Origin of the sequence: Bradyrhizobium zhanjiangense, assembly GCF_004114935.1 — a bacterium.
Classification (GTDB): Bacteria; Pseudomonadota; Alphaproteobacteria; order Rhizobiales; family Xanthobacteraceae; genus Bradyrhizobium; species Bradyrhizobium zhanjiangense.
In genome coordinates this window covers 5,117,135-5,143,121 of record NZ_CP022221.1, presented here as the reverse complement: position 1 = coordinate 5,143,121, position 25,987 = coordinate 5,117,135, and the positions used below count along the sequence as shown (strand labels likewise).

Below are 25,987 nucleotides of genomic sequence, written 5' to 3'. Positions count from 1 at the left end.
CGGCCGCAGCCGTCAGCTCCACATCATATGTAGCCCATCGACCGGGGCCGGTGCAGGCCATCCGCCGTCATGCATAACGGATTTGCATATCGGCCGGTCGGCGCCCGCGACGTCAGGCGCTGCGGGCCAAGACGCCGGACAGATCGTTGCGCAGCCACTCGGCGATCCGGGGCCAAGCATGGACGTGGGTCCGCGCCCCCATGAACAGGCCGAGATGATTGCTCGGCTCGGAGGCTGCCGCAATGAACGCCGGCGGCGTGCCGACGAGACCCGCGGTGGCGAGCGCCTGCACAGCCGGAACGACATCGTCGTCCAGCCCGGCCAGCAGGAAAACCGGCGCCTTGACGTCCTTCAGGTCAACCGGGCGGCCGAGCGCAACGAATTGGCCGCCGGCAATCCGGTTCTCCCGGAAAATCCAGTTGACGATCTGAAGATAGTAGGTCCCCGGCAAATCGAGCGTCTCGGTGTTCCAGCGATCGAAGCGCGCGAGCAGGCTCGCGCCTTCCTCGTCCGAAAGCCTCCTCTGCAACGCCACTTCGATACCGTCGCTGTCAGGTGATTTGGACCAGAAGCGCAGCATCTCCTCGCCGCTGACATTGCCGCCGCCGCGTGCGACGAGCTGGTCGTAAACCAGCTCGGGCGCGTTGCGGGCGAGCCGCGACAGCGCCGAGTCGATCGACAGATCGACGGGAGCGCCGACCAGGACCAGCCGCCGCACCTTGGCCGGAAAGCGTGCCGCATAGAGCAGCGACAGCCAGCCGCCCTGGCACAGCCCGACGAGATCAACCGGCGCGCCGATCTCGTCGATGGCGACGTTGAGATCGGTAAGATAGCTGTCGATCGAGAGATAGCGCATCTCCGGCGTGGCTGACTGCCAGTCGGTGAGGTAGACGCGGTCGATGCCGCCGTTTTGCAGCGACTGCACCACGCTGTGGCCGGGCGCAAAGTCGGCGATCAGGGCCCGATGCAGCGCATAGGGCGCGCAGACCAGCGCCGGCTGGCCGGACCGCGTCTGCGTGAAATCGCGCAGGCGCATCGTCACAAGCTCCAGCGCAACCGTGCTGGGCGTCGTCCATGGCAGGCTGCTCTCGCCCTGCTCCGCAGCTCCGCGCTCCAGCCACCAGAAACAGGCGTCCATGGCGAGCTGCGCCGCCGCAAACGGCCACAGCAACGGATCATCCGGCGCATGCCCTGGTCCGCGTGGCTGTTTGCCGGTCTTCTCCACCATGGCTATCTCAATATCCTCACAGGAACGCCTCGAGGCTCACGACCGAGATGCCGCGATCCCTAAAACTCCGATGGGTCGCGGCCACGGAGCCGTCGAGATCGATGCCGCGACAGGCATCCTCGACGACGGCGACCTCGAAACCTGCCTGGCGGGCATCCTCCGCCGAGAAGCGAACACAGAAGTCCAGCGCGAGACCAGCGACGAAGACGGTCTTCAGCTTGCGCTCGCGCAAATAACCGAGCAGTCCGGTCGGCGTCTTATGGTCGTTCTCGAACAGCGCCGAGTACGAATCGATGCCGCGGCGGAAGCCCTTGCGCACCACCAGGCTCGCCCTGACAACGTCGAGCTCGCGGTGGAATTCAGCCCCCGCCGCCCCCTGCACGCAATGAGAGGGCCAGAGCACCTGGGTGCCGTAGTCGAGCTCGATGGTCTCGAACGGCTGCTTGCCGGCATGGTTCGTCGCGAATGACACGTGATCACGCGGATGCCAGTCCTGGGTCAGCACCACATTGGCGAATTTTTGGGCGACTCGGTTGATCGCGGGGACGACCTTTTCACCGCCGGGAACGGCGAGCGCTCCGCCGGTGCAGAAGTCGTTCTGCACGTCAATCGCCAGCAGCACGTCACGGTCGGAGATCTTCATGCAAGGCCTCATTCCAGCCGTCCGGGGACTGTAGGCACCGAGACGCTCGTCTCCAATGTCGATCTTCCCGCGCGGCTTCGCAACCATCGTACGCGCGGTGCGGCTTGTAAGAATGGACCGATCGTTCCTGAAATGAAACGGTTTGGGCTGGTCCGTGTTGACTAGCGGCACCCAAGGGCGGATTCTCGGGCATCCGCACCCATGCGGACTGCGTCGACAGCGTGGAGGAGAAGGGTTCCCGTGGCCTGCACGGCCGCGGCAGCCATATGGTCATGACGATCGGCAAGACAGGACAGATTCTTCTCGCCGATATCGGCGGCACCAACGCGCGCTTCGCGCTGAGCCAGGCCGAATCCAGCGACGGCGATCCGGCCGGACCGATCGACTATGTGAAGGTCGCCGACTTCCCAACCGTCCGGGAGGCCATCGTCGATGTTCTCGGACGCCAGTCCGGCGGCGAGCAGCCCCGAAGAGCCGTGCTGGCGGTGGCGGGCCCCGTGACCAACAATCGCTGCGTCATGACCAACAGTCCCTGGGTCATCGATGGCAACGAGCTGCAACCCGCGCTCGGCTTTGACAGCGTCCAGGTGCTCAACGACTTCGAAGTGATGGCCTGGTCCCTTCCCGCCTTGCAGCCTGCCGACCTGATCCCGCTTGGCGGACAGGATGGCCTGCCCGGAGAGCCGTTGCTGGTGATCGGGCCCGGAACCGGTTTTGGCGTCTCCTGTCTGGTCGAGCGCCATGGCGCACGGCTGGCGGTCGTGACCGAGGCCGGTCACGCCACCCTGCCGGCCGAGAACGAGCGCGAGGAACGCGTGATCGCCTGTCTGCGCAAGCGCCTTGGCCATGTCTCCATCGAGCGCGGCGCGCTCTCGGGTTCCGGCCTGCAAAGCCTCTATGAGGCCCTGGCGGAGGTCGACGGCGCCCAGGTGCCGCATCGCGATCCTGCCGCCATCACCAAAGCCGCGCTGGAGGGCCATTGTCCTGTCAGCCGCGCGACGCTCGACATGTTTTGCGCCATCCTCGGCTCGGTCGCGGGCAATCTCGCAGTGACGTTCGGCGCCCGCGGCGGCGTCTATATCGCCGGCGGAATCGTGCCGCGTTTTCCGGAATTCCTCGCGGCGTCCGCATTCCGGGCACGCTTCGAGGCCAAGGGACGCTTCCAGGATTACTTGCGCAACATCCCGACCAGGCTGGTGATCAAACCTGATGCGAGCTTCGTCGGCCTCAAGATGTTCGCCGAGCACAATCCAAATTGAGGGACGGAGCGTCCTTCTCGCGGGTTCCAGTAATTCACAGCTGATTGCAGCGGACAGGCGATTCTACGCAGGATCGTGCTTGCTTGCGCGTCTCCGATACGAAACAATCCTGCCGTGTGTGGCGTAGTTGCGGGGGCGTGGCATGCGTAAGCAGGATTTGGGTTTCGACTATCACCGCTATCACCGCCTGCTGCGCGAGGCGGATAACGAAGACAAGCGGCTGGCCTTGATCGAGCTCTTGATCGAGGAAAAGGCAAGAGACCGGCTGGCTGCCCAGCGCGCCTCCGATCGCGCCGCCATGACGGCCCGCACCATTGCCACGGTGCTGAGGAACGGCCGCAACTGAGACTTGCGAGCTCCTCCCGACGCGTGAGAACTCGGCGTGATTGCGACTTCGTTAACGATGCCTCGCAATCTGACGTCAAACTTTTTGCTCTAAGAGTTCCCTCACCTGAGGCAAATCAGGGTCAACAAAAGGGGGGAAGTGAACATGAGCATGATTTCGCTCGCCGTGATGCCGGCCGCCGTCGAAACGCGGTTCGCCGATTCATCGTTCAAGACCATCTGGCTGTTCTGCTGCACGGGCCTGGCCGTCTCGTTCGGCCTGATCGCGCGTGGCATCGATCTCAGCGCCGGTCTGATCTGATAGCGCACTGAGCTTTTTCGGCAAATGGCCGCCCCCGACGGGTGGCCATTTTCGTTGGCGGGCTCAGTGCGGCATCTTCGCCGTCACTCAGTGCGGCGTCTTCTTTGTGGCTTCCGGAAACATCGAATCGATCATCGCCTTGAGCTGATCCATTGCGATCGGCTTGCGCAGGATCGGCCTGCGCCGGAGCAAGGACGGCAGCAGCTCCGGCCCGTAGCCCGTCGCGAACAGGAACGGTTTTCCACGGCGCTCGATCAGGTCGGCGACGGGATCGACGTAAACGCCCATGAGATTGATGTCGAGGATGGCCAGATCGTATTGCGCGGTCATGGCAAACGCGCTGGCGTCGCGGACATTGTCCGCTTCCGCGACGACGTGGTGGCCGAGTTCCTCCACCATGTCCGCGATCATCATCCGGATCAACGCCTCGTCTTCGACCAGGAAAACGGAGAGTCCGTCCGCCATATCAACCCCGCAGTCAGCCTTACGAAGCTAACCATAACCGAATTGCGGAGAGGATTCACGAATTCGTGGCAGGCGCCGTTAATTCAGGCGCGCCTGATCCGATTCAACTTGATCAATCCAGTCCCCGCTCGTGGCTCAGGCGCACCATCTCCTGAATGAAGACCTGCTTCTGCTTGTCATCGAGGCTCGAATAGAGGGGCTCGGCGGCGTCGGCGACATTGCGCTGGTCGGCGGCCCGGTCGATCAGGAACTGCGCCTCGTTGCGCATCTGCTCGATGATGTCGTCTGGCGGATCGCGCTTGGCACGGGCAACCCGAAGGTTGAGCCGCTCTGCACCATTATGCCCCAGGTAGTGCATGGCGCTCGAGAAACCGTACCAGTGCTTCTCCTGATCAGGCGTGAGGTTCAGTTCGGTCTTGATCCGCTCGATGTAGGAGTCGCTGTTGGCGACGATCTGCTCCGCGGTCTGCTGCGGTGCGCCGCTCTGGGTCAGAACCGTAACATCCTTATTGTCCTTGTTGTCCGTGCCATTCGGCGCGGCGTTCTTCGCCTCCTTGCTCGCTTTGGCGCCCTTGCCCGCCTTGGCGGTCTTGGCATCCTTGTCCTTGCCCGGCTGCTTGGAATCCTTGCTCGCGTCCTTGCTGGCGTCCTTGGGCGGCGGCGCCTGATTGCCATTGTTGCCGACGCCGAGCACGCCGGTGAAGACGCCCACCACGCCGCCGATGGCGCCGCCGAGCACCCCGCCGACCGGACCTGCCGCCTTGTTTCCGGCGGCGGCTCCCTCCTGAACGCCTTTGACCAGACCTTGAGCATTCGCCACCGCGGCTGCGCCGAGCAGCAGCGCGAGCACGGACCCCAGCGCAAACCATCGTCGCAGGTGAAGCCGCGCTGGCAGCGCCGGTTTGATCATTCTCGTCTCCATCGTCGATCTGCTGGCCTGTCGGGCGAGAGCCACCCGCCAATTGCAACTCTATCGTTTCCGCCGCGCCGAGGTCCAGACGCGGACATTTGCTGTCCACGTCCGAAAAGTCTTTCGCGCGAAGCGGTTATGCAGGCTTATTCGAAACTGCGGCGTAATTGCGCACGGATCATTCGAGCCCGGTCGGTTAGAGTGTGCGTCGCAAAATGAACGCCCGCGGTTCGCCTGTAACCCATGGTCGTGAATGCGATCGCGAGGTGCCGGGCACACCCTTAGTTCTAGACGAGAAGCCGTTCGGCTTTCTCGACAGACGCGATCAATCATGATCTGATCGCGCTACCAATTTGCTGCGACCTGCGTGAATTGCCGACGCGGGCCGGCGGCACCAAGACGGCACTAATAACTAATAAGAAAATCCAACAAGAACTCGAAGAAAGAAGTCTCTCAGAGGAAACTCCAACAACAACACCCAGGCGAGGAAACGAGATGTCACGCAAGACACTGACGCGACGTCAATTTGTGGCTGCCACTGCAATGTCCTCCGCGGCGCTGATCACGGCGCCCTATGTCCGGGGCGCTTACGCCGCCGGCAAGCTCTCAATCGGCTTCTGGGACCATTGGGTGCCGGGCGCCAACAAGGCCTCGACCGATCTCGTCAACGAATGGGCCGCGAAGGAGAAGGTGGAAGTCTCCATCGACTACATCACCAGCAACAACAAGAAGATCGAGCTGACCGCCGCGGCCGAAGCCCAGGCCAAGTCGGGTCACGACATTCTGCAGATGCCGAGCTGGTGGCCGCAGGCCTATGCCGAGAATCTCGAGCCGCTCAATGACGTCATGGAGCCGCTCCTCAAGCAGAATGGCGAGGTCAACGGCACCGTCAAATATCTTGGGCAGTCGGGCGGCAAATGGCTCGCGGTGCCCGCGACCCCCGGCAGCCAGATCAAGGGCCCCTGCTCCCGCATCGATCTGATGAAGCAGCACGCCGGCATCGACGTGCAGGAGATGTACCCGGCCGGCGGCCCGCCCAAGGTCGAAAACTGGACCATGGAGACCTTCCTGAAGGCGGCCGAGGCTTGCCACAAGGCGGGCTTCGCATTCGGCATCGGCCTCGGCGAGACCACCGACAGCGTGGATACCGCCGGCGCAATTTTCCAGTCGTTCGGCGCCGAACTCGTCAACGCCAAGGGCGATGTCACGGTGAAGACCGATCAGGTTCGCCAGGCGATGGAGTTCTACAAGAAGCTGATCGCCTTCCTGCCGCCGGATGCACCGTCCTGGGATGACGCCTCGAACAACAAATGGCTGATCTCGGGCCGCGGCGCGATGATCCTGAATCCGCCGAGCGCCTGGGCCGTTGCCAAGCGCGATGCGCCACAGGTCGCCGAACAGTGCTGGACGCACGGTTTCCCGTCCGGTCCGAAGGGCCGGTTTGCGCCGTACCTGCCTTACTTCTGGGGCGTCTGGAGCTTCGGCAAGAACAAGGAGGCGGCCAAGAGCCTGCTCGTTCACCTGTCCGCGCCATCGTCGATCGAGAAGTTCGTCGCAGTGAGCGGCGGCTATGACCTGCCGGCTTACGCGAACATGACCAAGTTCAAGACCTGGGCGGAAGAAGGGCCGCCGAAGGGAACGCTCTTTCACTATCCGGACCCGTACAAGCATCAGACGCTGTCGATCGCGGCGTCGCCGGCGCCACCCAAGGTCGCACAGCAGATCTACTTCCAGGCGACGCTGACCAAGATGGCGCTGCGTTATGCGCGCGGCGAGACGATGGAGCAGGCGCTCGCCTGGGCCGAGGGCGAGTGCGAAGGCTTCATGCGGAGCTAGGCCGGGGAGTGACAGGGCGGCTCGCGCCATGTGCGTGAGCCGCCCGGGCTCCGTGGTCCAATCCGCCCGACCGTGAAACCGCATGGCCGGCTTCCCGGTTGGACAGCAGACAAGAAGACTGACCCAAGGACTCTGTCATGGCCGATGTCGTAGTTGAGCGAGCTCGCGTTGCCCGTGGGGCGGGCGCCCGCAGGGGATCGAGCCTGCGCAATGCGCTCGGGCGAAAATCGACGGTTGCGTTCTTCCTGACGCTGCCGCTGATCCTCCTGATCGCGCTGCTGGTGCTCTACCCCGCCTTCTACTCCGTTCATCTGGCGACGCTGAACAAGTCGATGACGAAATTCGTCGGCTTCGGCAACTTCACCTTCCTGTTCAAGCGCGAGACGTTCTGGATGGTGGTGGAGCAGTCCTGCATCTTCGCGATCACGGCCGTGATCTTCAAGGCGCTGATCGGCTTCATCGTCGCGCATTTCGTCCACAACATTCCCGCCAAGGGCCAGCGCAAATGGCGCGGCATGCTGCTGGTGCCCTGGGTGATCCCGCCGGCGATGAGCACACTGGCCTGGCTGTGGCTGTTCGACCCTTCCTACAGCGCCTTCAACTATACGCTGTCCTTCTTCGGCGTCGGCCCCATCCCCTGGCTCGGCGACACTTTCTGGGCACGATTCTCCGTCATCCTCGTCAACGTCTGGTACGGCGCGCCGTTCTTCATGATCATGTATCTGGCCGCGCTGAAATCCGTCCCCGATCAGCTCTATGAGGCCGCGGCGATCGACGGCGCCAATTGGTGGCAGCGGATCTGGTACGTCACCTTGCCTATGATGCGTAACATCATCGCAATCACCACCCTGTTCTCGCTGATTGTCACCTTCGCCAATTTCGACATCGTGCGCATCCTGACCTCAGGCGGTCCGCTGGATACCACGCATCTGTTCGCCACCTGGGCGTTCCAGGTCGGCATCCAGAGCAACGATATTCCGCTCGGCGCGTGCGTCTCGCTGTTCATGGTGCCGATCCTTGCCGTCGCAGCGATCTTCATCCTGCGCGATGTCTCCAAACGCGGGAACGAAGCCTGATGAGCTCACTTGCAATCGACAAGGCCGCCCCCACCCGCAAGGTCAAGTATGGCAGCATGAGCCGCGACCGCGCCTGGGCGCTGCGCTGGTCTTATTTCTTCCTCGTGCTGTTTGCGATCTTCTTCCTGACGCCGCCGGTCTACATGCTGATCACCTCGCTCAAGAGCAGTGCGGAGATCTCGGCGGCGACGAACCCCTGGTGGGTGTTCCATCCGACACTGTCGAACTATGTCGAACTCCTGACATCGAACCAGTTTTTGCGCTTCTTCTGGAATTCGTCGATCGTGGCGATCGCGGTCGTGATCATCACGATGCTGATCAGCATCCCCGCGGCCTTCGCGCTGGCGCGGATGAAGTTCTGGGGCTCGGCGACGCTCGCCACGGGCGTCTTCCTCACCTACCTGATCCCGGACAGCCTTTTGTTCATTCCGCTGTTCAAGATGCTCGCGGTCTTTCAGGACTATACGGGCATCACGCTGCTCAACAGATGGTACGTCCTGCTGTTCATCTATCCGACGCTGACCGTGCCGTTCTGCACCTGGATCATGATCGGCTATTTCGCCTCGATCCCGAAGGAGCTCGATGAGGCCGCCCTCATCGACGGTGCCTCCTGGCTCCAGACCCTGACGCGGATCTTCATTCCCGTCGCCCTGCCCGGCCTGATCGCCGCGACGATCTTCGCCTTCACCGTCTCCTGGGCGCAGTTCCTCTATCCCCTGGTGTTCACGACGTCGGTGGACCAGTTCGTGCTGCCTGTCGGCATCACCACCACGCTGATCAAGGGCGACGTGTTCAACTGGGGGCAGATCATGACCGGCGCGCTGCTCGGCGCCGCGCCACCGCTGATCATCTACGCATTCCTGATGGACTACTACATTGCCGGCCTGACCGCCGGTGCGACAAAGGGTTGATGACTCATGGCTGACGTTGCTTTGCGGAAGGTAGTTAAACGTTACGACGATGTCGAAGCCGTGCGCGGCATCGACCTCGATATCGCCGATCATGAGTTCATCGTGCTGGTCGGCCCCTCCGGCTGCGGCAAGTCGACCACGCTACGCATGATCGCAGGGCTCGAGGACATCAGCGACGGCGACATCATGATCGGGGGCGACGTCGTCAACGACGTGCCGCCAAAGGACCGCGACATCGCCATGGTGTTCCAGAATTACGCGCTCTACCCGCACATGACGGTCGCGGAGAACATGTCGTTCGGCCTGCGCCTCAAGCACTATCCCAAGGCCGAGATCAAGGCGCGGGTGACCGAAGCCGCCCGGCTTCTCGACATCACCGACCTGATCGACCGCAAGCCGAAACAGCTCTCCGGCGGCCAGCGCCAGCGTGTCGCGATGGGCCGGGCCATCGTGCGCAACCCGAAAGTCTTCCTGTTCGACGAGCCGCTGTCCAATCTCGATGCCAAGCTGCGCGTACAGATGCGGATCGAGATCAAGAAGGTCCACCAGAAGGTGCGCACCACCACGGTCTACGTCACCCACGATCAGGTCGAGGCGATGACGCTGGCCGACCGCGTCGTGGTGATGAACAAGGGCCGCATCGAGCAGATCGGCACGCCGAACGAGCTCTATCACAAGCCGGCGACACGCTTCGTCGCGGGCTTCATCGGCTCGCCCGCGATGAACTTCATCCCGTGCCGGCTCGAGGATGTCGGCGGCACGCTTCAGATCCGTCTCACCGACCGTATCGCTTTCCCGCTGCCGCCGGCCCGCGCCGCACGCTACAACGCTCTGCCGCGCACCGAGAAGCTGCTGCTGGGCCTTCGCCCCGAGCACCTCACCGAGTCGCATGCGCATCTGGAGCCCGGCGTCGAAACCTTCGAGACCGTGCTCGACGTGACCGAACCGATGGGGATGGAGACGCTGGTCTATTTCGGGCTCGACGGCACGCCGGTCTGCGGCCGCGTCAATCCCAATGCCGGCGCCAAGGACGGGGCACCCATGCGTTTGGCGATGGACCTCAACAACATGCACCTGCTAAACGAGGCGTCCGGCGTCGTGTTGTGACGGCCGGACAAGAAACTCGCGCAGGCAGGGGACGATGGCGACCAACAAGAAGAAGATTTTCGTTACACAAACTTTGTCGCAAGGGGCACGCGCCCTCCTCACCCAGCGGGACGATATCGAGCTCGTCGAGTTTTCGAACCTGATCTCGGCGAAGGACTTCGAAGCCTTGCTCAAGAGCCATGCGCCGGTCCACGGCGTCGCGCTCGGTGCCACTGCCTTCGGCGAGACCGAGCTGGAGGCGTCCGGCGACATGAAGGTGGTGACCCGCATCGGCGTCGGCTACGACGCCGTCGACGTGCCCGCCCTCTCCCGCCGCAAGGTGCCGTTGATGGTCGCGGGCAGCGCGAACTCGCCCTCGGTCGCGGAAGCGGCGCTGTTCATGATGCTGACGCTGGCCAAGCGCGCGCAGGAGATGCACGCCTGCGTCAAGGACGGCAAATGGGCCGACCGGCTCGGCATGCTGCCGTTCGATCTCTACGGCAAGACCGTGCTGATCGTCGGCTTCGGCCGGATCGGCAGTCGCACCGCCAAGCGCTGCCTGGCGATGGAAATGAACGTGCAGGTCTACGATCCCTACAAGGGAGCCGCCGAGATCAAGGCCGCGGGCTGCGAGCCCGTCGCCGATCTCGATGCCGCGCTGCCCCATGCCGATTTCGTCACCATCCACTGCCCGAAGACGCCCGAAACCACCGGCCTGTTCGATGCGGCGCGGATCGGCCGGATGAAGCCGAGATCCTATCTCATCAACACCGCGCGCGGCGGAATCGTGAAAGAGGCCGCGCTCTATGACGCGCTCACTTCCGGAAAGATCGCCGGGGCCGGCATCGACGTGTTCGAGGTGGAGCCGCCGCCGCTCAGCAACGCATTGTTCGCGCTGCCCAACGTCATCATGGCTCCGCATGTGGCCGGCGTCACCGTCGAGGCCGTTCAGCGCATGAGCGAGCAGACCGCGCGCAACATCCTGAGTGCGCTGGACGGCGATCCCATCCGGCAGAACGTCATCAATCAGGACGTGCTGGGCTGAGTGAGCCAATGGTCGGGCGGCCCGTCCGCCCCGCCTTCGGAAGGCCAGAAAGCGTCCCATTTTGGTGCAGATCAAGCCCCAACTCAGCCTTAATCAAACGCGCGTAATGAGAGCGAAGCGCGGCGGTGGCGGGACAGACTGGCCGGCGCGTCGAGCTGGAGGATGGACCCTTGGCAGAGATCGACCCGACTGACCACGCGCTGGCGACCATCGCCAGCATTCTGGAACACCCCGAGCACGTTCTGGTCGTTCGCGAGACCGAGACCGAAATGGTCGTCGCCGGAGAGCGTGAGCACATGGCCAACGACGAGCAGCCAGCTGTCGACGAGCATCCGGTGGTCGAGGAGCAGCCGCTGGTGCCGGAGCACACCGATGCCGACGGCTACAGCAAGATCGGCCCCGGCCCGATGGTCGCGATCCGCCTGAAATGGACGGTCCATCGCGGCGATGACGGCCAGTACTACGTCCATGAGACCATCGGCGAGCAGTCCGCCCCCGTGGTCAGCGGCCCGATGACGAGCGAGGCCGCCGTGCATTTCGTCGATGCGCAGGAGCACGAAGCGCATCGGCGCTTCGAAGAGCTGCGCAGCGAGATCGCCGGCCGCAGCTCGCTTGCCGACTATGAGCGCAAGGGCGAAGCTTAAGGCAGCTTGCAGACCGGATGTCTCTGCACCTCTCCCCGTCGGGGAGAGGTGAACATGCCTACCTGCGCCCGAGATAATCCTTCTTCACGAGCTCGACGCCGGCGTGCCGCAACAGGTCGTAGGCCGTCGTCACGTGAAAGAAGAACTGAGGGACGCTGAACGTCAGCAGCAGCGTCCGCCCGGTGAAGGGCAGCTCGGTGCCGTTCTTCAGCTTGAAGAAGACATTGCGTTCCGCCGCGGCGTCGATCGCAGCGCGCGGCAGGCTCTCGATGAATTCGATCGACGTCGCGATGCGCGCCTGAAGCCCGGCCATGTCGTGCTCCAGCACCGGCAGCGTGACCGGCTCGCGCTCGGCCAGCAAGGCCGGGGCGACCACGGCATGGCGGCAAGCCTCACCGACCTGCTGCGCCAGATCGTACATGTTCGGCGCAAGGCGCATACCGAGCAGAACCGCCGGATTGAACTTGCGGGTCTCGGCATAGGCGACACCCTTGTCGAGCAATCCGGACAGGTTGCGCAAGTTAGGCACGAAGAGGCCGACCGAGGCCTCGTACATCGAGATCGTCACCTCTGAATTCCCTTCAATTCTGCCTCGCCAGCGACGGGCATCTGGTCTAAATCCACGCCTCAAGAGCTGCACAATGACAGCTCGGGCATGGGTGGAAAAGAGATGATCGTTCGAATCTGGGCGGCTTTGGCCGTGGCGTTGCTGGTAAATGTCTCGGCGCATGCGCAGCAGGCGCCCTCGCGCCTCGACGAGATCGTCAAGCGCGGCACATTGCGCGTCGGTATGACCGGCGACTACAAGCCCTTCACCTATCTGGACAAGACCACGCAGCAGTTCAGCGGCTTCGACGTCGACATGGCGCAGGCCCTTGGCAAGGCGCTCGGCGTCAAGGTCGAATTCGTGCCGACGGCCTGGCCGAAGCTGATGAAGGATTTCGAGGCCGACCAGTTCGACATCGCCATGGGCGGTGTCTCGGTCACGCTCGACCGGCAGAGGAAGGGCTTCTTCTCCACGCCGATCATGCGCGAGGGCAAGACGCCGATCGCGCGCTGCGCCGACGTCGGCAAGTACCAGAGCATCGCCGACATCGACAAGAAGGGCACCCGCGTCATCGTCAATCCCGGCGGCACCAACGAGCGCTTCGCCCGCGCCAACATCAAGGATGCCGAGATCACTGTCTTCGCGGACAACACCGTGATCTTCGACGAGATCGCCAAGGGCAATGCCGACCTGATGATGACCGACGCCTCCGAGACGCGCTACCAGCAGAAGCAGCATGCCGGCGTGCTCTGCGCGGTGCATCCGGAAAAGCCGTTCGACTTCTCCGAGAAGGCCTACTGGCTCCAGCGCGACATGGCGCTGAAGGCCTTCGTCGACCAATGGCTGCATATTTCCATGGAGGACGGCAGCTACCGGAAGATCTACGCGACCTGGTTCGACTAGGCCGCGTCGTCCTGTCGCTCGCTTCGGCCAAACTGTGGACGGGTTCCGGGCGTATTGAACCCGAACGCACCGCAGCACGACTCATACGGATGAAAGTGATCTAGGTCACTTTTTGCGATCGAACCGGAGCGTATGCGTCGGTCCGGGGACCATCTGTTCAGGAGATGCGAAATGAGGAAGCTGTTGGCCACGGCCGCATTCCTATTGGCGAGCACGGCTGCTCAGGCACAGTACACCTTCGAATATGGCGGGCGCACCATCCGGATCGATCCGGACCGCGGCACAGTGCAGATTCCCGGCGTGTACGACAACACCGGCCAGGGCAAGGCCAAGAAGGCCAAGAAGAACGAGCAGGCGCCGCAGCAAGCCACGGTCGATCCGCAAGCGCCTGCGGCTGCTCCGGCACCGGCTCTCGCTCCCGCAGCCGCCGTGCAGGCGCCTGCGCCCGCAGCAGCGGCGCCGCCTCCCGCTCCGCCACCACCGGCCCCGCCGCCGGCCGTCACTGCCAACAACACGCCGGCCGCCACGGCCTTGGTGCCGCCGCCTGCGCCGCCTCCGGCCCCTGCTCCCGTCGAGCAGCAGGCAGCGCCCGCTGTGACCCCGCCGCCCGCCCCGACCGTGGCTGCCGCACCACCGGCGCCGCCTCCGCCACCCGCCCCGGCGCCTGCGCCCGCTCCCGTTCAGGCGGCTGCAGCCACGCCTGCTCCGGCAGCCGCGCCCACGCGCGATCTGAATTCGCCGCTGGGCGTCTGGCTCACCGAGGAGAAGGAAGGCAAGGTCCGCATCGAGCAATGCGGCACCAATCTCTGCGGCTATTCGGTCGACTCCAAATCGAACCAGAACGGCGAGCAGGTCCTGATCAACATGAAGCCCGGCAAGGACCAGAAATGGTCAGGCCGCATCCTCGATCCCAACTCCGGCTCGACCTACGATTCGACGATCGCGATGAAAGGCACCGACCGGTTGCGCGTGCAGGGCTGCGCCTTTGGCGGCATGTTCTGCGGCGGCCAGACTTGGACGCGCGTGAACTGAGTTTGGCTTCGATGCTCTGATCAGAACGAGGGGCCCGTGATCCGGGCCCCTTTGCGTTGTCCGCGGTGTGATGGCGAGGTGAGCCACCTCACAGAGCCTGCTGCAGGCGTGAGCCCGCTCACATCGCCGGTTCTGCGAGCCGTGCCACGTTCCCCTGCATGGTCAACCACAGGGGCGTGCCATGAACGGCATTCGCACAGGACTCTTCGTTACGCTTGTCGCCATTGCCTTTCCGCTGACACAGGCCGGTGCCACGACAAGCACTTTCGACGGCACATGGAATGTCCGCATCTCGTCATCGAGCGAGACCTGCGGCAACGGCGCGACCGTCGCGATCGGCATCAACAATGGTCAGATCGCATCGAGCAGCGCCGCGGTGACGGCGTCGGGCCGGGTCGCCGATGCCGGCAGCATCAATGTCACCTTAAGCACCGGCATCAAGCGCGCCGTCGGCTTCGGCCGGCTCAGCGGCACGTCAGGCTCCGGCACCTGGCGCGGCGCCATGTGCACGGGGACGTGGACGGCGGAGCGGATGTAGGTCTTGTGTCCCGGACCCGGCGCGGCGCGAAGCGCCGTGACGCTGAGCCGGGACCCAGCAGTGTCAATCCCTCGGACGAGTCTGGGCCCCGGATCGGCAACGCATCACCAAGGGCGATGCGTCTTGTCCGGGGCACGGGACTAGCCGACCGCCGCCCCATACTCCGCGTCGGTCACCGGCTCCAGCCAGGTCGAGTAGACGCCGTCGAGCGCTTCCTGCATGGCGATGTGGCACATGCCGTTGCCCGGCGACGCGCCGTGCCAATGCAATTCGCCCGGCGGAATCCAGACGGTGTCGCCCGGGCGGATCTCGCGGATCGGGCCGCCCTTGGACTGGACGCGGCCGACGCCGGAGATCACGTAGAGCGTCTGGCCGAGCGGATGGTGATGCCAGTTGGTGCGCGCGCCCGGCTCGAACGCGACGCGCGAGCAGTTCAGCCGTGCCGGCGCGGGCGCCATGATGACGGGGTCCTGCCACACGGTGCCGGTGAAGTGTTCATTGGGCGCGCGGCGGGTCGGCCGCGTGCCTGCAACAGTGATTTCCATTGGAATTACCTCGCTGCTTCCCGATTACTTCTTGCTGGCGGCGTAGCGCGCCTTGGTCTCGGCGTTCATGGGATAGAGGCCCGGCAGCACGGCGCCGTTGTTCACCTCGTTGACGATCCAGGCCTCCATGCGCTCCTGCTCGACGCCCTCGGCGAGCACGTGATCGAGCATCGCCTGCGGGATCAGCACGCAGCCGTCCTGGTCGGCGACCACGATGTCGTTCGGGAAAACGGCGACGCCGCCGCAGCCGATCGGCTCGCCCCAGCCGACGAAGGTCAGGCCCGCGACTGAAGGCGGCGCGGCATAGCCGTCGCACCAGACCGGAAGATTGGTGCCGAGCACGCCCTCGACGTCACGCACGACGCCGTCGGTGACCAGCGCGGTCACGCCGCGCTCGACCATGCGCGCGCAGAGGATGTCACCGAAGATGCCGGCATCGGTGATGCCCATGGCATCGACCACGGCGATGCAGCCTTCGGGCATTGCCTCGATCGCGGTGCGGGTCGAGATCGGCGACGACCAGGATTCCGGCGTCGCCAGATCCTCGCGCGCGGGCACGAAGCGCAGGGTGAAGGCCGGTCCGACCAGGCGCGGCAGGCCTGGGCGCAGCGGCCGCGCGCCGCGCATCCACACATTGCGCAGGCCCTTCTTCAGCAGGACCGTGGTGATGGTGGCGGTGGTGATGCCGGCGAGGGTCTTGCGGGCTTCGGGGGACAGCGACATGGAAACAGACGAGCTCCGGATGGGCGGGAAAGAACGCGCGCATCTTGCGAGCCCCAGCCCTTGCGTCAAGGGCCAAGAGGCTAGCAATAACGCAGGACCGCTGGGCTATTATGCGACGCGATAACAAGGCCTTATCGCTTCCCCCAGCATTAATTTATTGGACTTGCGAGCGCATTTACGCGAAGCAGGAAGAAGCGGAACTCGAACGCAGGGGGCCGCATTCTTCAGAAGCCCGATTTCGACAGCTCATGGCCGCGACGCTTCCCCCGCCCCGCCTTCTGCCCAGTGGCGACAGCGCCGTCACGGTCGAGTTCAGCCGCACCATCGATGACGATGCCAATCAGCGCGTGCTTGCGCTCGACAAGGCGCTTGCAGCAAGCCCGATCGACGGCATCACTGAAGCCGTGCCGACCTATCGCTCGCTGCTGGTGCACTACGATCCCGGCAAAATCGGTTTCGATACGCTCGGCGACAAGCTTATCGCGCTCGCCAGCCAGAAGCTGCCGCCAGCGACAAAGGCGCGCCGCTGGCGCATTCCCGTCGCCTATGGCGGCGAGCACGGCATCGATCTCGAGGATGTCGCCAAGGCGCTGAGCACCACGCCGGACGACATTGTCGCCCGCCACGTTGCCGGCGACTACAAGGTCGCCATGATCGGCTTCACGCCGGGCTGGTCCTACCTCAGCGGCCTCGACAAATCCCTCCACATGTCGCGGCGGCAGAATCCGCGCGTGCTGACGCCCGCCGGCACGATCTCGATCGGCGGCGTCCAGGCCGGCATCCAATGCCTGGCCGCCCCGAGCGGCTGGCACCTTTTGGGCCGCACGCCGGTGCGGACCTATCAGCTCCACCGCAATCCGACCTTCCTCACCGAACCCGGTGATCGCGTGACGTTTTTCGCCATCGACCACAAGACGTTCGAGGAATTGGACCGCGCTGCGGAAGCTGGCGAGATCATCGCCGAGCAGGTGGTCGCATGAGCCGGCTCGTCGTCGCCAGCATCGGCCCTGCAAGCTCGGTCCAGGATGGCGGCCGCCACGGCGCGCAGCGCTACGGCCTGACGGTGAGCGGAGCGATGGACCGGCTGTCGCTTGCTGCGGCAAACACGCTTGTCGGCAACGGGCCGTTTGCGGCCGCAGTCGAGATCGGTCCATTCGGCGCCTCCTTCACCGCCCGTGATGGTGCCGTGCGCGTCGCGATTTCAGGCGCGCCGCGCAATGCGGATATCGCCGGAAATCCGATCGCGATGGACACATCGGTGACCTTGAAGGATGGCGAGACGCTGACGCTGGGCTTTGCCCGCGGCGGCGCCTTCACCTATCTCGCCATCGAAGGCGCTATCAAGGGCGAGGCGGTGTTCGGCAGCCTCGCCGTGAATGCGCGCGCGGGCCTCGGCAGCCCCTACCCGCGCCCGCTGCAGGCCGGCGATGAGTTCAGCGTCGATGCCGCCAGCGGCGCGAGCGAAGTGCGGATCGAATTGCCGAAGCCCGTGGGCGGCCCGATCCGTGTTCTGCTGGGTCCGCAGGACGACGAGTTCGACGATGCCAACAAGGCGCTGTTCCTGGACAGCGAGTGGAAGATCTCGGCGACCTCCGACCGCATGGGCTACCGGCTCGAGGGCCCCGTGATCAAGCATCTGCACGGCCACAACATCGTCTCCGACGGCACCGTCAACGGCAGCATCCAGGTGCCCGGCAACGGTGCGCCGATCGTGCTGATGATGGACCGCGGCACCTCCGGCGGCTATCCGAAGATCGCAACCGTGATCACGGCCGATGTTGGCCGGCTGGCGCAGACCTCGGCGGGAACCGCATTCCGCTTCAAGGCCGTCAGTATGGCCGAGGCGCAGGACGAGGCGCGCAAATTCGCGCAACTGATCCGCAGCCTGCCCGATCGCCTGCGCTCTGCCGACACCGTCGCGCTCAACATCGAGGCGCTCAGCGATGCTAACGTTGCGGGCTATGCCGTGAGCGCCGTCGACGCAGGGACGTGGCAGGTCGCGGCGGAACCGTAAACGGCAACAAAGACCAGAGGCGGAGAGCACCCATGAAGACGATCGATCTCAATTGCGACCTCGGCGAAGGTTTTGGCACGTGGGAGATGGGCAATGACGCCGCCATGATCGAGCTGGCGAGCTCGGTCAATGTCGCCTGCGGCTTCCACGCCGGCGACCCCGACATCATGCGCCGGACGGTGGAGCTCGCGAAGGCGCGCGGCGTCTCGGTCGGCGCGCATCCTGGCTACCGCGACCTGCACGGCTTCGGCCGGCATCCGATCGCCGGCCTGAAGGCCTCCGAGATCGAGAACCTCGTCGCCTACCAGATCGGCGCGTTGCAGGCGATCGCGACCGCGGCCGGGCACAAGGTGACGCATGTGAAGGCGCATGGCGCGCTCTCCAACGTCGCCTGCGAGGACGACATGACGGCGAAGGCGATCGCCGCCGGCATCAAGGCGGTCGATCCCAGCCTGATCTTCGTCGTGCTCGCCAATTCGAAGCTGGTGAAGGCCGGCGAAGCGGCCAATCTGCCGATGGTGCACGAGGTGTTCGCCGACCGCGCCTATGAGGACGACGGCAACCTCGTCTCGCGCAAGAAGCCCGGCGCGGTGCTGCACGATGCGAAAGTGATCGCCGATCGCGTCGTGCGCATGGTGCAGGACGGCGCGGTGGTCTCGGTGACGGGCAAGGTGATCAAGATGCGCACCGATACGGTCTGCATCCACGGCGACACGCACGGCGCGGTCGAGATCGCGCGCAGTGTGCGTCAGGCGTTGAAGGAAGCGGGAATCGAGGTCGCGCCGTTCAAGCGCGGGGCGTGAGGCACTGCGGTGCCGGTAGCAACCATTAAACGCCGAGGAGTTTTTCAGTCCACGGCGTTCCGCGTTGCACGACGGTGTTGGCATAGATGAGCAGCTTGCGCGCGCATGCGATGAGAGCGGCATTGTGAGCCTTTCCGGCCGCAGTCAGGCGGGCATAGAGGGCCATGACGGCCTTGTTCCAGCGGAAGGCCGCAGGCAGGGCTGCCGCAAACAGAGAGCGACGCAGGCGAGCGCGGCCGCCGGCGATACGGCGTTGGCCCTTGTACTGCCCGCTATCGTTGTCGAAGGGAGCCAGCCCGGCAAGGGCTGCGACTTCCTCCCGGCTGACACGGCCGAGTTCAGGCATGCGGACCAGGAGGGCCAGTGCCGTGCGCTCACCGATCCCGGGAATGCTCATCACGAGGTCAAGGCGGACAGCGAGATCGTGGTGAGCGCGTAGTTGCTTGGCGAGGTGACGGATTTGGGAGAGCCGCCTTGCCTTCAACCGGGCAATGTCATCCAGCACGATGCGGCGTAGCCGAGGCTTCTCGAGATGCTCGAGCCGGGTCTTGAAGCGCTTGATGTCGTCCTCGATCTGCTCGAGGAAGGTGAGCTGCTCGGCGAGCTCCGCCAAGCGCGGATCCGGCGCACTCCTCACCTCTTCGAGCGATGCCGCGCAGGCAGCAATCAGCGCGGCATCCAGCGTATCGTTCTTGGCGCGACGCAATCGGGAGCGGCCGAACGCCTTGACCTGGATCGGCTGCAGCACCAGCACGATGACGCCGGCCGCACGCAAATGCTCCACTACCCCACGCTCGTAACCGCCGGTCGCTTCGATCCCGACTCGCTTGACGCCAGCTTTGGTCAGCAGCTGCACCAGCTTCCGCCAACCGGGAAGGTCGTTGGCGACCTCCCAACCCTCGTCTCGACCATGAACTACAATGTCGAGCTTCGCCTTGGACGTATCGATTCCCGCTGTCGTCGTGCTAGTCTGTGCCATCTTCGTCGACCCTGCCTTGTGAAGCGAACCTGATTGTTCCGGCAACCATCCGGGTCCGATGAAGGTGCTGGCGCGATCCTGCTACGGGGCAGCCACAAACTGCTCAGGGTGGGCGCGATCCGATCGCCAGCGGCCTGCCGCGGGTTGCAGCCGCGGCAGGCCATTCCTCACGGAACACGCCGACAATATCTGATTGCGCTATTACAAGGGTGGGCAAAGCGGAGCGTGCCCACCAATTTGAAGTTCATGGTATTGAAGGATGGTGGGCACGGCGCTGCGCGCCTTTGCCCACCCTACGAAGTCCATCAGAACGGATGCACCGAGAGCGTGCCGAACACGATCGCCGCGATGACGGCAAACGCGCTATAGAGCGCGGCATGATGCATGCTCGCCCCGGTCCGCCGCGAGAGCGAGCGCGCGTAGAAATGCAGCCTGGCTTCCGCCGATAGTTCGCGCATGGTCGATCTCCAACGCCCCATTTGTGGGATTATGAAGGATCAACCCTGGCGGGAGGCAAGACAGCAGCGCAAATAGCGATGCGCCTCCTCTGACGACGCCACATCGCAGATGCAAATTCTCTCTACGTGCGGGTTCCGAGAATCTTATTCGTTCAAATCCGAGCCAGTTGGAACCGGCCCGGATGACGGTGTGGTGACAGCAGGCTTAGTAGACGTCAGCCTGGAAGCGGCCGGTCTTCTTGAGCTCGGCGACGAAACTGACGGCTTCGTCGGTCGAGCGCGCGCCGAACTGGGCGACGATGTCGACCAGCGCACGCTCGACGTCCTTGGCCATGCGCTTGGCATCGCCGCAGATGTAGAGATGCGCGCCTTCGGCGAGCCACGTCCACAATTCGCGGCCGACCTCGCGCATGCGGTCCTGCACATAAAACTTCTTCTCGCCATCGCGCGACCAGGCCAGTGACAGGCGCGTGAGCAGACCCGACGTCTTCATCGCGTTGAGCTCCTCCTGGTAGAAGAAGTCGCAATCGCTGCGCTGATGGCCGAAGAACAGCCAATTCTTGCCGGGCGCGCCGGTGGCCTTGCGGTCGAGCAGGAAGGCGCGGAACGGCGCGATGCCGGTGCCGGGGCCGATCATGATGACTGACGTCTTCGGATCCTGCGGCAGGCCGAAGGCGTGTGCCTTCTGCACATAGACGTTGAGCTTCTCGCCTTCGGCAATGCGATCGCCGAGGAAGGTCGAGGCGACGCCGAGGCGCTTGCGCTTGCCAATCACGTAGCGGACGGAGTCCACCGTCAGCGACAGCTTTCCGGGCGTCGCGTTGTGCGAGGACGAGATCGAGTAGAGCCGTGGCTGGAGCGGCTCCAGCGCCTCGACGAAGGCCTCCGGGTGCGGCCGCGTGCCCGAAAACTTCTGCAAGGCCGCCATGACGTCGAGGGTGGCGGCATCGCCATCGGGATCCTCGCCCTGCGCCAGCGCTCGCGCCTTCTCGCGCTGCGCGCCGCCGGTGATGAAGGAGATCAGCTCGAACAGCGTGTCGGGCGCCGGCGACAGCGAGACGTCGTCGATCAGCACCTCGCGCAGCGTCTTGCCGTTGACTTTGGTGGTGTGGGAGGCGCCGAGCAGCGCGATGATCTGGTCGACGAGGCCGACATCGTTGCGCGCGAACACGCCAAAACTGTCGCCGACGACGTAGTCGAGCTTGCTCTCGGAGAGATCGAACTCGATGTGATAGGTTTCCTTCTCCGACTTCCCCTTGTTGAGCAGGCGGCGCGACAGGAAGGTTGCGGCAACAGGGTTGTCGCGTGAGCGGCCCGGCTCTGCGATCGTCACGGTCACGGCCGGCGCCGGAGCGTCCGCTTTGTCCGCCGCTTTGGCCACTGGCGCCTTGTCGAGCTCCTCGTACAGGGACTTCAGCATCCGCGCGGTTTCCTTGCCGCCGGGGACGCAGAGGTTGAGCCGTGCTTCGCTGCGGCTCGCGATCGCCTCCGAATAGTCGTGGCAATTGTAGCCGCACTGGCCGCAATCCTGCTGCGCCATCGCCGCCATCATCTTGCGGCGCACGGGACGGCCCTCGGCGAGCTTCATCCGCTCTGCGATCGGCATGGTCTGGTCGTGCCACGGCGCTTCGCCGTCGTCGCCGTCACCGGCTGCGCCTTGCATGACGGCAGCGCCCTGCTCGGCCGACAGCGGCGCGGCCACGTCGGGCGACAATAGCCCGGCAAAGAAGCCGTTCAGCCAGGAGCGCTGCGCATCGGAGAACGGCGCGCTGGCGGGAATGATGTCGAGTTTCGGCGGAGGCGTGATCTGGTTCATGCGGACACCTGTGCATCGGCAAGCTTGCGCAGCGTTTCGCCGTCATGGCGGCGCGCAAAGGACAGGAAGGTTTCTTCGGGAGACGAGCGATGGGCGATATAGGCCTTGAGCAGTTTTTCGACCGTCTTCGGCGCGTCGTCGGCTTTGAGGTCGTGATAGACCTCCTGCCCGACGTCGGCGTCGGGGCCGAACCCGCCGCCGGTGAAGAGGTGATAGCCCTCGACCGTGTCCTCCTCATTCACGGGCACGCGCGCGCCGATCAGCCCGATGTCGCTGATGTAATGCTGCGCGCAGGAATGGTGGCAGCCGGTGACGTGGATGTTGACCGGCTTGTCCATCGCGACGCGCGGCTCGCACCAGTCACCGATCTCGGCAGCGTGGCGCTTGGTGTTCGCGGCGGCGAAGCGGCAGCCGGCATTGCCGGTGCAGGCGATCAGGCCGGCGCGGATGTGTGAAGCCTCGACCGCGAGCCCGATCTGCTTGATCGCGGCGGTGGCAAGCTCGACATTCTCGTCGCGCACGCCCGAGATCAGCAGGTTCTGCCAAACCGTCAGGCGAATCTCGCCGTCGCCGAGGTCACGCGCGATCTTGGCGAGACCGCGCATCTGATCAGAGGTTAGCTTGCCGAGCGTCAGCGACACGCCGATCCAGTTGAGGCCCCCCTGCTTCTGCTTGTGCACTCCGACATGCGCCATGCGGTCCGCGGCCGGCCGCGGCGCAAACGCCTGTTCGGGCACGCGGGTGAACGGCGTCTTCAACCGCTCCTCGACCAGCTTGAGGAAGCCGTCATGGCCCATGCTGTCGAGCACGTATTTCAGCCGCGCCTTGTTGCGGTTGGTGCGGTCGCCATGGTCGATGAACACGCGCACGATTGCGTCCGCGACAGCGGTCGCCTGCTCCGGCTTGACGATGATGCCGGAATATTTGGCGAAATCCTTGTGGCCGGTGATGCCGCCGAGGCCGAGCCGGAACCAGACCCCGGGCTCGACGCCGAAGCCGTCTTTCACCTCGTAAGCCGTGAACGCGATGTCGTTGGTCTCCTCGAGCACCGCGATCCTGCCGGCGCCGTCGAAGGCGACGTTGAACTTGCGCGGCAAGCCGTAGAGCGAGCGATCATTGAGGATGTGATAGTGCCACTCGCGCGCATAGGGCCGCGTGTCGATCAGCTCCTGCGAATCGATGCCGGCCGTCGGCGTTCCCGTCACGTTGCGGATGTTATCGGCGCCGGAGCCGCGCGAGCACAGGCCGAGATCCTGGATGCCCTCGATCAGCTTCACCGCATGCTTCGGTGGGATCTCGCGGAGCTGGAGATTGGCGCGCGTCGTGACGTGGCTGTAGGGACCGCAGAGTTCGTCGGCGAGATCTGCAAGGCCGGACAGCTGCCAGTGCTTCATGATGCCGTTGGGGATCCGCAGGCGGCTCATGTAGGAGTCCTGCGTCGGCGCGACATAGAAGATGCCGTAATAGCGCCAGCGGAAATTGTCCGCCGGGCTCGGCGGCGCGTTGTCGAGCGCCTGCTGGCGCAGCCGCGGATAGGCATCGAAGGGATGCTCGTCGCGCTTGAACTTCTCCTGGTCGGCGAGCTTCTTGCCCGCGGCGATGACCTTGTCCTGCGCCTTGATGTGCACGGCATCGGGGCCGGTGGGCTCGGCGTTCGCCTTGCCGGCACCGCCGCCGCCGAGACCGCGACCGACCCGGCTGATCTGCAGACCGGTCGTGAACCCTTCGAGATAGCGTTTCTGCTCGTCGGTAAAGTCGACTGCGAGCGTATCGATTTTCATGGTCGGTAACGAAGCTCCTGCGGCCACCGAGGTGGCATCGACGGAAATTGGCGCGACCCGAAGGGCACCTTGCTGGCTCGAGAGCCGGCCTAGCCACCCAACGGTCCGATCAGCTTCGTTGCTGCGGGACTTGGCTCAGCAGTCACCTGTGACAAGCTGGCCGCAGTGCAACATTCAAGTTGCGTGCCAGCTTCGGCGAAATGAAAGATGTCGTGATTTCAAGAAATTAGCGGAGATCCCGGAACATTCCGATCCCGAATTGGCTCATGAAATTCGAGCACTCGGCTCAAAATTTAGTCGATGAGCCAAATTGCACAAGAATTATGCAATAGCGAATCAGGCCTTCCAACGCCCCACTTCGAAGGCCTCAAGGTGCCCCAAAATGTTGCTGACATCGAATACAGGCCCGGCGAAGGCCCCAAATGCCGCCGGGGCTTCCTGGGGCGGGCGGCGGCCGAGGGCCGCGTCGTAAAGGTCGGGCCTGAACACCGCCATGGCGGTCTTGACGCCATCGGGGCTCAAGGCCGCCTGCCCCCACCGCACCATCTGCGCATAGAGCCAGGCGGCCTGGACCGGATCGGGGCGCCCTGCCTCCTCGCGTCCGACCAGGAGATAGCGGCCGCTCTCGCGGAAGGTACCGTCCGGCGAAATCTTCAGGCGTCCCGTGAGGGTGCGCTGGATGACCTCGGCATCGACGCCGATCCGCTCGGGTTGCGCCAGAATCCGCGCCGCTTCGATCCGGTTTTCCGGATGCTCGATGAACTCGGCCGCCTTCACCGCCGCGCGCACGAGGCTAGCGACCACGTCCGGATGCTTGTCGGCCCAGACCTGGCGGACGGCCAGGACCTTCTCCGCCGCGCGCGCCAGGATGTCGGAGACGAAATGCAGGATGTGGCCGATGCCAAGATCGACCGCGATCGAGTTCCAGGGTGCACCGACGCAGAATGCGTCGACATGGCCGCTCTTGAGACTGTCCACCATGTAGGGCGGCGGCAGCACGACGAGGCGCACGTCCTCGTCCGGATCGACGCCGGCCGCCGCCATCCAGAACCGCAGCTGGTAATTGTGGGTGGAGAACGGAAAGGTCATGCCGAAGGTCAAAGGCTCCGCGCCGGCCTTGCGGCGCTTGGCGACCACCTTCGCCAGCGCCTTCGCGGTGACCATCGGATCGAAGCGGTCGCCGTCGATCTCCTCCATCAGCGCGGCATGCAGCGCCGGCGACACCGTGATCGCATTGCCGTTGATGCCGAGATTGAAGGGCGCGGCGATCGGCACCTTGACGTGGCCGAGCCCGAGCGAGGATGCGATCGCGACGGGCGCGAGCAGATGCGCGGCGTCGAACAGGCCGATATTGAGCTTGTCGCGGACGTTGGACCAGGACACCTCGCGCACCAGCTCGACGTCGAGCCCTTCGGCGGCGGTGAATCCCTTGTCTACGGCGACGATCAGGGCTGCGGCATCGACCAGCGGGATGAACCCGATACGGAGCGGTCCAGTCATTTCAGCATCTCCGATGCGGTGATGATCGACTGGGCGATCTCGCCGATTTTCTTCTTCTCGCGCATCGCAGTCGAGCGCAGCAGCACGTAGGCCTCGTCCTCGGTGAGGCCCTTCACCTTCATCAGGATGCCCTTGGCGCGCTCGATGATCTTGCGATCCTCGAGCTGCGATTTGGTGCGCTCGAGCTCCTCCTGGAGTTTCGCGAAGGCATTGAAACGGGACACGCAGAGGTCGAGGATCGGCTTGATGCGCTCCTTCTTCAGCCCGTCGACGATGTAGGCCGATACCCCCGCCTCCACCGAGGCCTGGATCGAGGCGGAATCGCTCTGGTCGACGAACATCGCGATCGGCCGCTTCACGGCGCGGCTGACCTGGAACATCGCCTCCAGCACGTCGCGGCTGGGGTTTTCCAGATCGATCAGGATGATGTCGGGGTCCACCGCATAAATACGGGCAAGCAGGCTCTGCATCTCGCGGATATGGACGACCTGCGTGAATCCGGCCTCCCGCAATCCTTCCTCCAGGATTGCAGCCCGGATCGGGCTTTCGTCGACGATCACGATTTTGGGCGACTGTTCGGCGCTCATAGCTCACTCACC

28 protein-coding genes are annotated in these 25,987 nt (G+C 64.5%); 15 read left to right on the top strand and 13 right to left on the bottom strand.

Annotation, left to right across the window (positions count from 1 at the left end; all coding sequences use genetic code 11):
• Positions 1-112 precede the first annotated feature (112 nt).
• Together XH85_RS24595 and pncA are read right to left on the bottom strand one after the other, a co-directional pair.
• Complete coding sequence (locus tag XH85_RS24595; protein ID WP_128933869.1) at positions 113-1,228, bottom strand: alpha/beta fold hydrolase; 1,116 nt, start codon at positions 1,226-1,228, stop codon at positions 113-115.
• 16 nt (positions 1,229-1,244) lie between these two features.
• Complete coding sequence (gene pncA, locus XH85_RS24590; protein WP_128933868.1) at positions 1,245-1,883, bottom strand: bifunctional nicotinamidase/pyrazinamidase; 639 nt, start codon at positions 1,881-1,883, stop codon at positions 1,245-1,247.
• A 260-nt stretch (positions 1,884-2,143) separates the two neighbouring features.
• On the opposite strand from pncA, the gene glk reads away from it, so the two are divergent.
• From glk to XH85_RS45300, 3 genes are all read left to right on the top strand, one after another.
• On the top strand, positions 2,144-3,130 hold the full coding sequence (gene glk / locus XH85_RS24585; RefSeq protein ID WP_128937405.1) for a glucokinase: 987 nt from the start codon (positions 2,144-2,146) through the stop codon (positions 3,128-3,130).
• A gap of 142 nt (positions 3,131-3,272) precedes the next feature.
• Complete coding sequence (locus XH85_RS24580; protein ID WP_091894535.1) at positions 3,273-3,476, top strand: hypothetical protein; 204 nt, start codon at positions 3,273-3,275, stop codon at positions 3,474-3,476.
• Positions 3,477-3,620: 144 nt separating this feature from the next.
• A complete protein-coding gene (locus tag XH85_RS45300; protein WP_164935028.1) occupies positions 3,621-3,776 on the top strand; it encodes a hypothetical protein in 156 nt (51 codons plus the stop codon).
• Positions 3,777-3,863: 87 nt separating this feature from the next.
• Here XH85_RS45300 and XH85_RS24575 read toward each other — a convergent pair whose 3' ends face one another.
• On the bottom strand, positions 3,864-4,241 hold the full coding sequence (locus XH85_RS24575) for a response regulator (protein WP_128933867.1): 378 nt from the start codon (positions 4,239-4,241) through the stop codon (positions 3,864-3,866).
• Between the two features lie 112 nt (positions 4,242-4,353).
• Positions 4,354-5,151, bottom strand: a complete 798-nt coding sequence (locus XH85_RS24570; protein ID WP_128933866.1) for a Spy/CpxP family protein refolding chaperone — start codon at positions 5,149-5,151, stop codon at positions 4,354-4,356.
• 495 nt (positions 5,152-5,646) lie between these two features.
• Between XH85_RS24570 and XH85_RS24565 the strand changes: the two genes are divergently transcribed.
• From XH85_RS24565 to XH85_RS45295, 6 genes are all read left to right on the top strand, one after another.
• Positions 5,647-6,987 carry an ABC transporter substrate-binding protein gene (locus tag XH85_RS24565; protein ID WP_128933865.1) on the top strand — a complete coding sequence of 447 codons (1,341 nt, stop codon included), beginning with the start codon at positions 5,647-5,649 and terminating at the stop codon, positions 6,985-6,987.
• 137 nt (positions 6,988-7,124) lie between these two features.
• Positions 7,125-8,063, top strand: a complete 939-nt coding sequence (locus XH85_RS24560; RefSeq protein ID WP_128933864.1) for a carbohydrate ABC transporter permease — start codon at positions 7,125-7,127, stop codon at positions 8,061-8,063.
• A complete protein-coding gene (locus XH85_RS24555) occupies positions 8,063-8,974 on the top strand; it encodes a carbohydrate ABC transporter permease (protein ID WP_128933863.1) in 912 nt (303 codons plus the stop codon). Before XH85_RS24560 ends, XH85_RS24555 begins: the two co-directional genes overlap by 1 nt.
• A 6-nt stretch (positions 8,975-8,980) precedes the next feature.
• The gene (locus XH85_RS24550; protein WP_128933862.1) at positions 8,981-10,081 is read left to right on the top strand and encodes an ABC transporter ATP-binding protein; all 1,101 of its coding nucleotides are present in this window, start codon (positions 8,981-8,983) and stop codon (positions 10,079-10,081) included.
• A gap of 34 nt (positions 10,082-10,115) precedes the next feature.
• Complete coding sequence (locus XH85_RS24545; protein WP_128933861.1) at positions 10,116-11,105, top strand: hydroxyacid dehydrogenase; 990 nt, start codon at positions 10,116-10,118, stop codon at positions 11,103-11,105.
• Between the two features lie 170 nt (positions 11,106-11,275).
• Positions 11,276-11,749 (top strand): hypothetical protein, encoded by a 474-nt coding sequence (locus tag XH85_RS45295; RefSeq protein WP_164935029.1) that lies wholly within the window; start codon positions 11,276-11,278, stop codon positions 11,747-11,749.
• Between the two features lie 58 nt (positions 11,750-11,807).
• Here the strand turns inward: XH85_RS45295 and XH85_RS24535 are convergent, their stop codons facing one another.
• Complete coding sequence (locus tag XH85_RS24535) at positions 11,808-12,305, bottom strand: DUF1993 domain-containing protein (RefSeq protein ID WP_164940530.1); 498 nt, start codon at positions 12,303-12,305, stop codon at positions 11,808-11,810.
• A gap of 114 nt (positions 12,306-12,419) precedes the next feature.
• Here XH85_RS24535 and XH85_RS24530 point away from each other — a divergent pair, with 114 nt between their 5' ends.
• From XH85_RS24530 to XH85_RS24520, 3 genes are all read left to right on the top strand, one after another.
• A complete protein-coding gene (locus XH85_RS24530) occupies positions 12,420-13,199 on the top strand; it encodes a transporter substrate-binding domain-containing protein (RefSeq protein WP_128933859.1) in 780 nt (259 codons plus the stop codon).
• Positions 13,200-13,370: 171 nt separating this feature from the next.
• Positions 13,371-14,231, top strand: coding sequence for a DUF2147 domain-containing protein (locus XH85_RS24525; RefSeq protein ID WP_164940829.1), 861 nt, complete (start codon positions 13,371-13,373; stop codon positions 14,229-14,231).
• 181 nt (positions 14,232-14,412) lie between these two features.
• A complete protein-coding gene (locus XH85_RS24520; RefSeq protein ID WP_128933857.1) occupies positions 14,413-14,769 on the top strand; it encodes a hypothetical protein in 357 nt (118 codons plus the stop codon).
• 140 nt (positions 14,770-14,909) lie between these two features.
• On the opposite strand, the gene XH85_RS24515 is transcribed toward XH85_RS24520, so the two are convergent.
• Complete coding sequence (locus XH85_RS24515; RefSeq protein WP_128933856.1) at positions 14,910-15,314, bottom strand: (R)-mandelonitrile lyase; 405 nt, start codon at positions 15,312-15,314, stop codon at positions 14,910-14,912.
• A 24-nt stretch (positions 15,315-15,338) separates the two neighbouring features.
• Positions 15,339-16,037: a ribonuclease activity regulator RraA gene (locus XH85_RS24510; RefSeq protein WP_128933855.1), complete on the bottom strand. Its 699-nt coding sequence runs from the start codon at positions 16,035-16,037 to the stop codon at positions 15,339-15,341.
• 248 nt (positions 16,038-16,285) lie between these two features.
• On the opposite strand from XH85_RS24510, the gene pxpB reads away from it, so the two are divergent.
• From pxpB to XH85_RS24495, 3 genes are read left to right on the top strand one after another with little or no spacing between them, the layout of a single operon-like run.
• Positions 16,286-17,017 (top strand): 5-oxoprolinase subunit PxpB, encoded by a 732-nt coding sequence (gene pxpB / locus XH85_RS24505; protein WP_128933854.1) that lies wholly within the window; start codon positions 16,286-16,288, stop codon positions 17,015-17,017.
• Positions 17,014-18,051 (top strand): 5-oxoprolinase subunit C family protein, encoded by a 1,038-nt coding sequence (locus XH85_RS24500; RefSeq protein WP_128933853.1) that lies wholly within the window; start codon positions 17,014-17,016, stop codon positions 18,049-18,051. The genes pxpB and XH85_RS24500 overlap by 4 nt, the downstream gene beginning before the upstream one ends.
• Before the next feature lie 32 nt (positions 18,052-18,083).
• Positions 18,084-18,854 (top strand): LamB/YcsF family protein, encoded by a 771-nt coding sequence (locus tag XH85_RS24495; RefSeq protein ID WP_128933852.1) that lies wholly within the window; start codon positions 18,084-18,086, stop codon positions 18,852-18,854.
• 25 nt (positions 18,855-18,879) lie between these two features.
• On the opposite strand, the gene XH85_RS24490 is transcribed toward XH85_RS24495, so the two are convergent.
• The 6 genes from XH85_RS24490 to XH85_RS24465 all read right to left on the bottom strand — a co-directional run bounded on the left by XH85_RS24490 (position 18,880) and on the right by XH85_RS24465 (position 25,975).
• Positions 18,880-19,833, bottom strand: a complete 954-nt coding sequence (locus XH85_RS24490; protein WP_128930305.1) for an IS110 family RNA-guided transposase — start codon at positions 19,831-19,833, stop codon at positions 18,880-18,882.
• Positions 19,834-20,138: 305 nt separating this feature from the next.
• A complete protein-coding gene (locus XH85_RS24485; protein WP_164934924.1) occupies positions 20,139-20,291 on the bottom strand; it encodes a hypothetical protein in 153 nt (50 codons plus the stop codon).
• 205 nt (positions 20,292-20,496) lie between these two features.
• Positions 20,497-22,107 (bottom strand): sulfite reductase subunit alpha, encoded by a 1,611-nt coding sequence (locus tag XH85_RS24480; protein WP_128933850.1) that lies wholly within the window; start codon positions 22,105-22,107, stop codon positions 20,497-20,499.
• Entirely contained in the window at positions 22,104-23,888 is a 1,785-nt protein-coding gene (locus XH85_RS24475) for a NirA family protein (protein ID WP_164940081.1), read from the bottom strand. The genes XH85_RS24480 and XH85_RS24475 overlap by 4 nt, the downstream gene beginning before the upstream one ends.
• Before the next feature lie 336 nt (positions 23,889-24,224).
• Positions 24,225-25,388 carry a CmpA/NrtA family ABC transporter substrate-binding protein gene (locus XH85_RS24470; protein ID WP_128933848.1) on the bottom strand — a complete coding sequence of 388 codons (1,164 nt, stop codon included), beginning with the start codon at positions 25,386-25,388 and terminating at the stop codon, positions 24,225-24,227.
• Positions 25,385-25,975 (bottom strand): ANTAR domain-containing response regulator, encoded by a 591-nt coding sequence (locus XH85_RS24465; RefSeq protein WP_008564898.1) that lies wholly within the window; start codon positions 25,973-25,975, stop codon positions 25,385-25,387. Before XH85_RS24465 ends, XH85_RS24470 begins: the two co-directional genes overlap by 4 nt.
• Between the last annotated feature and the right edge of the window lie 12 nt (positions 25,976-25,987).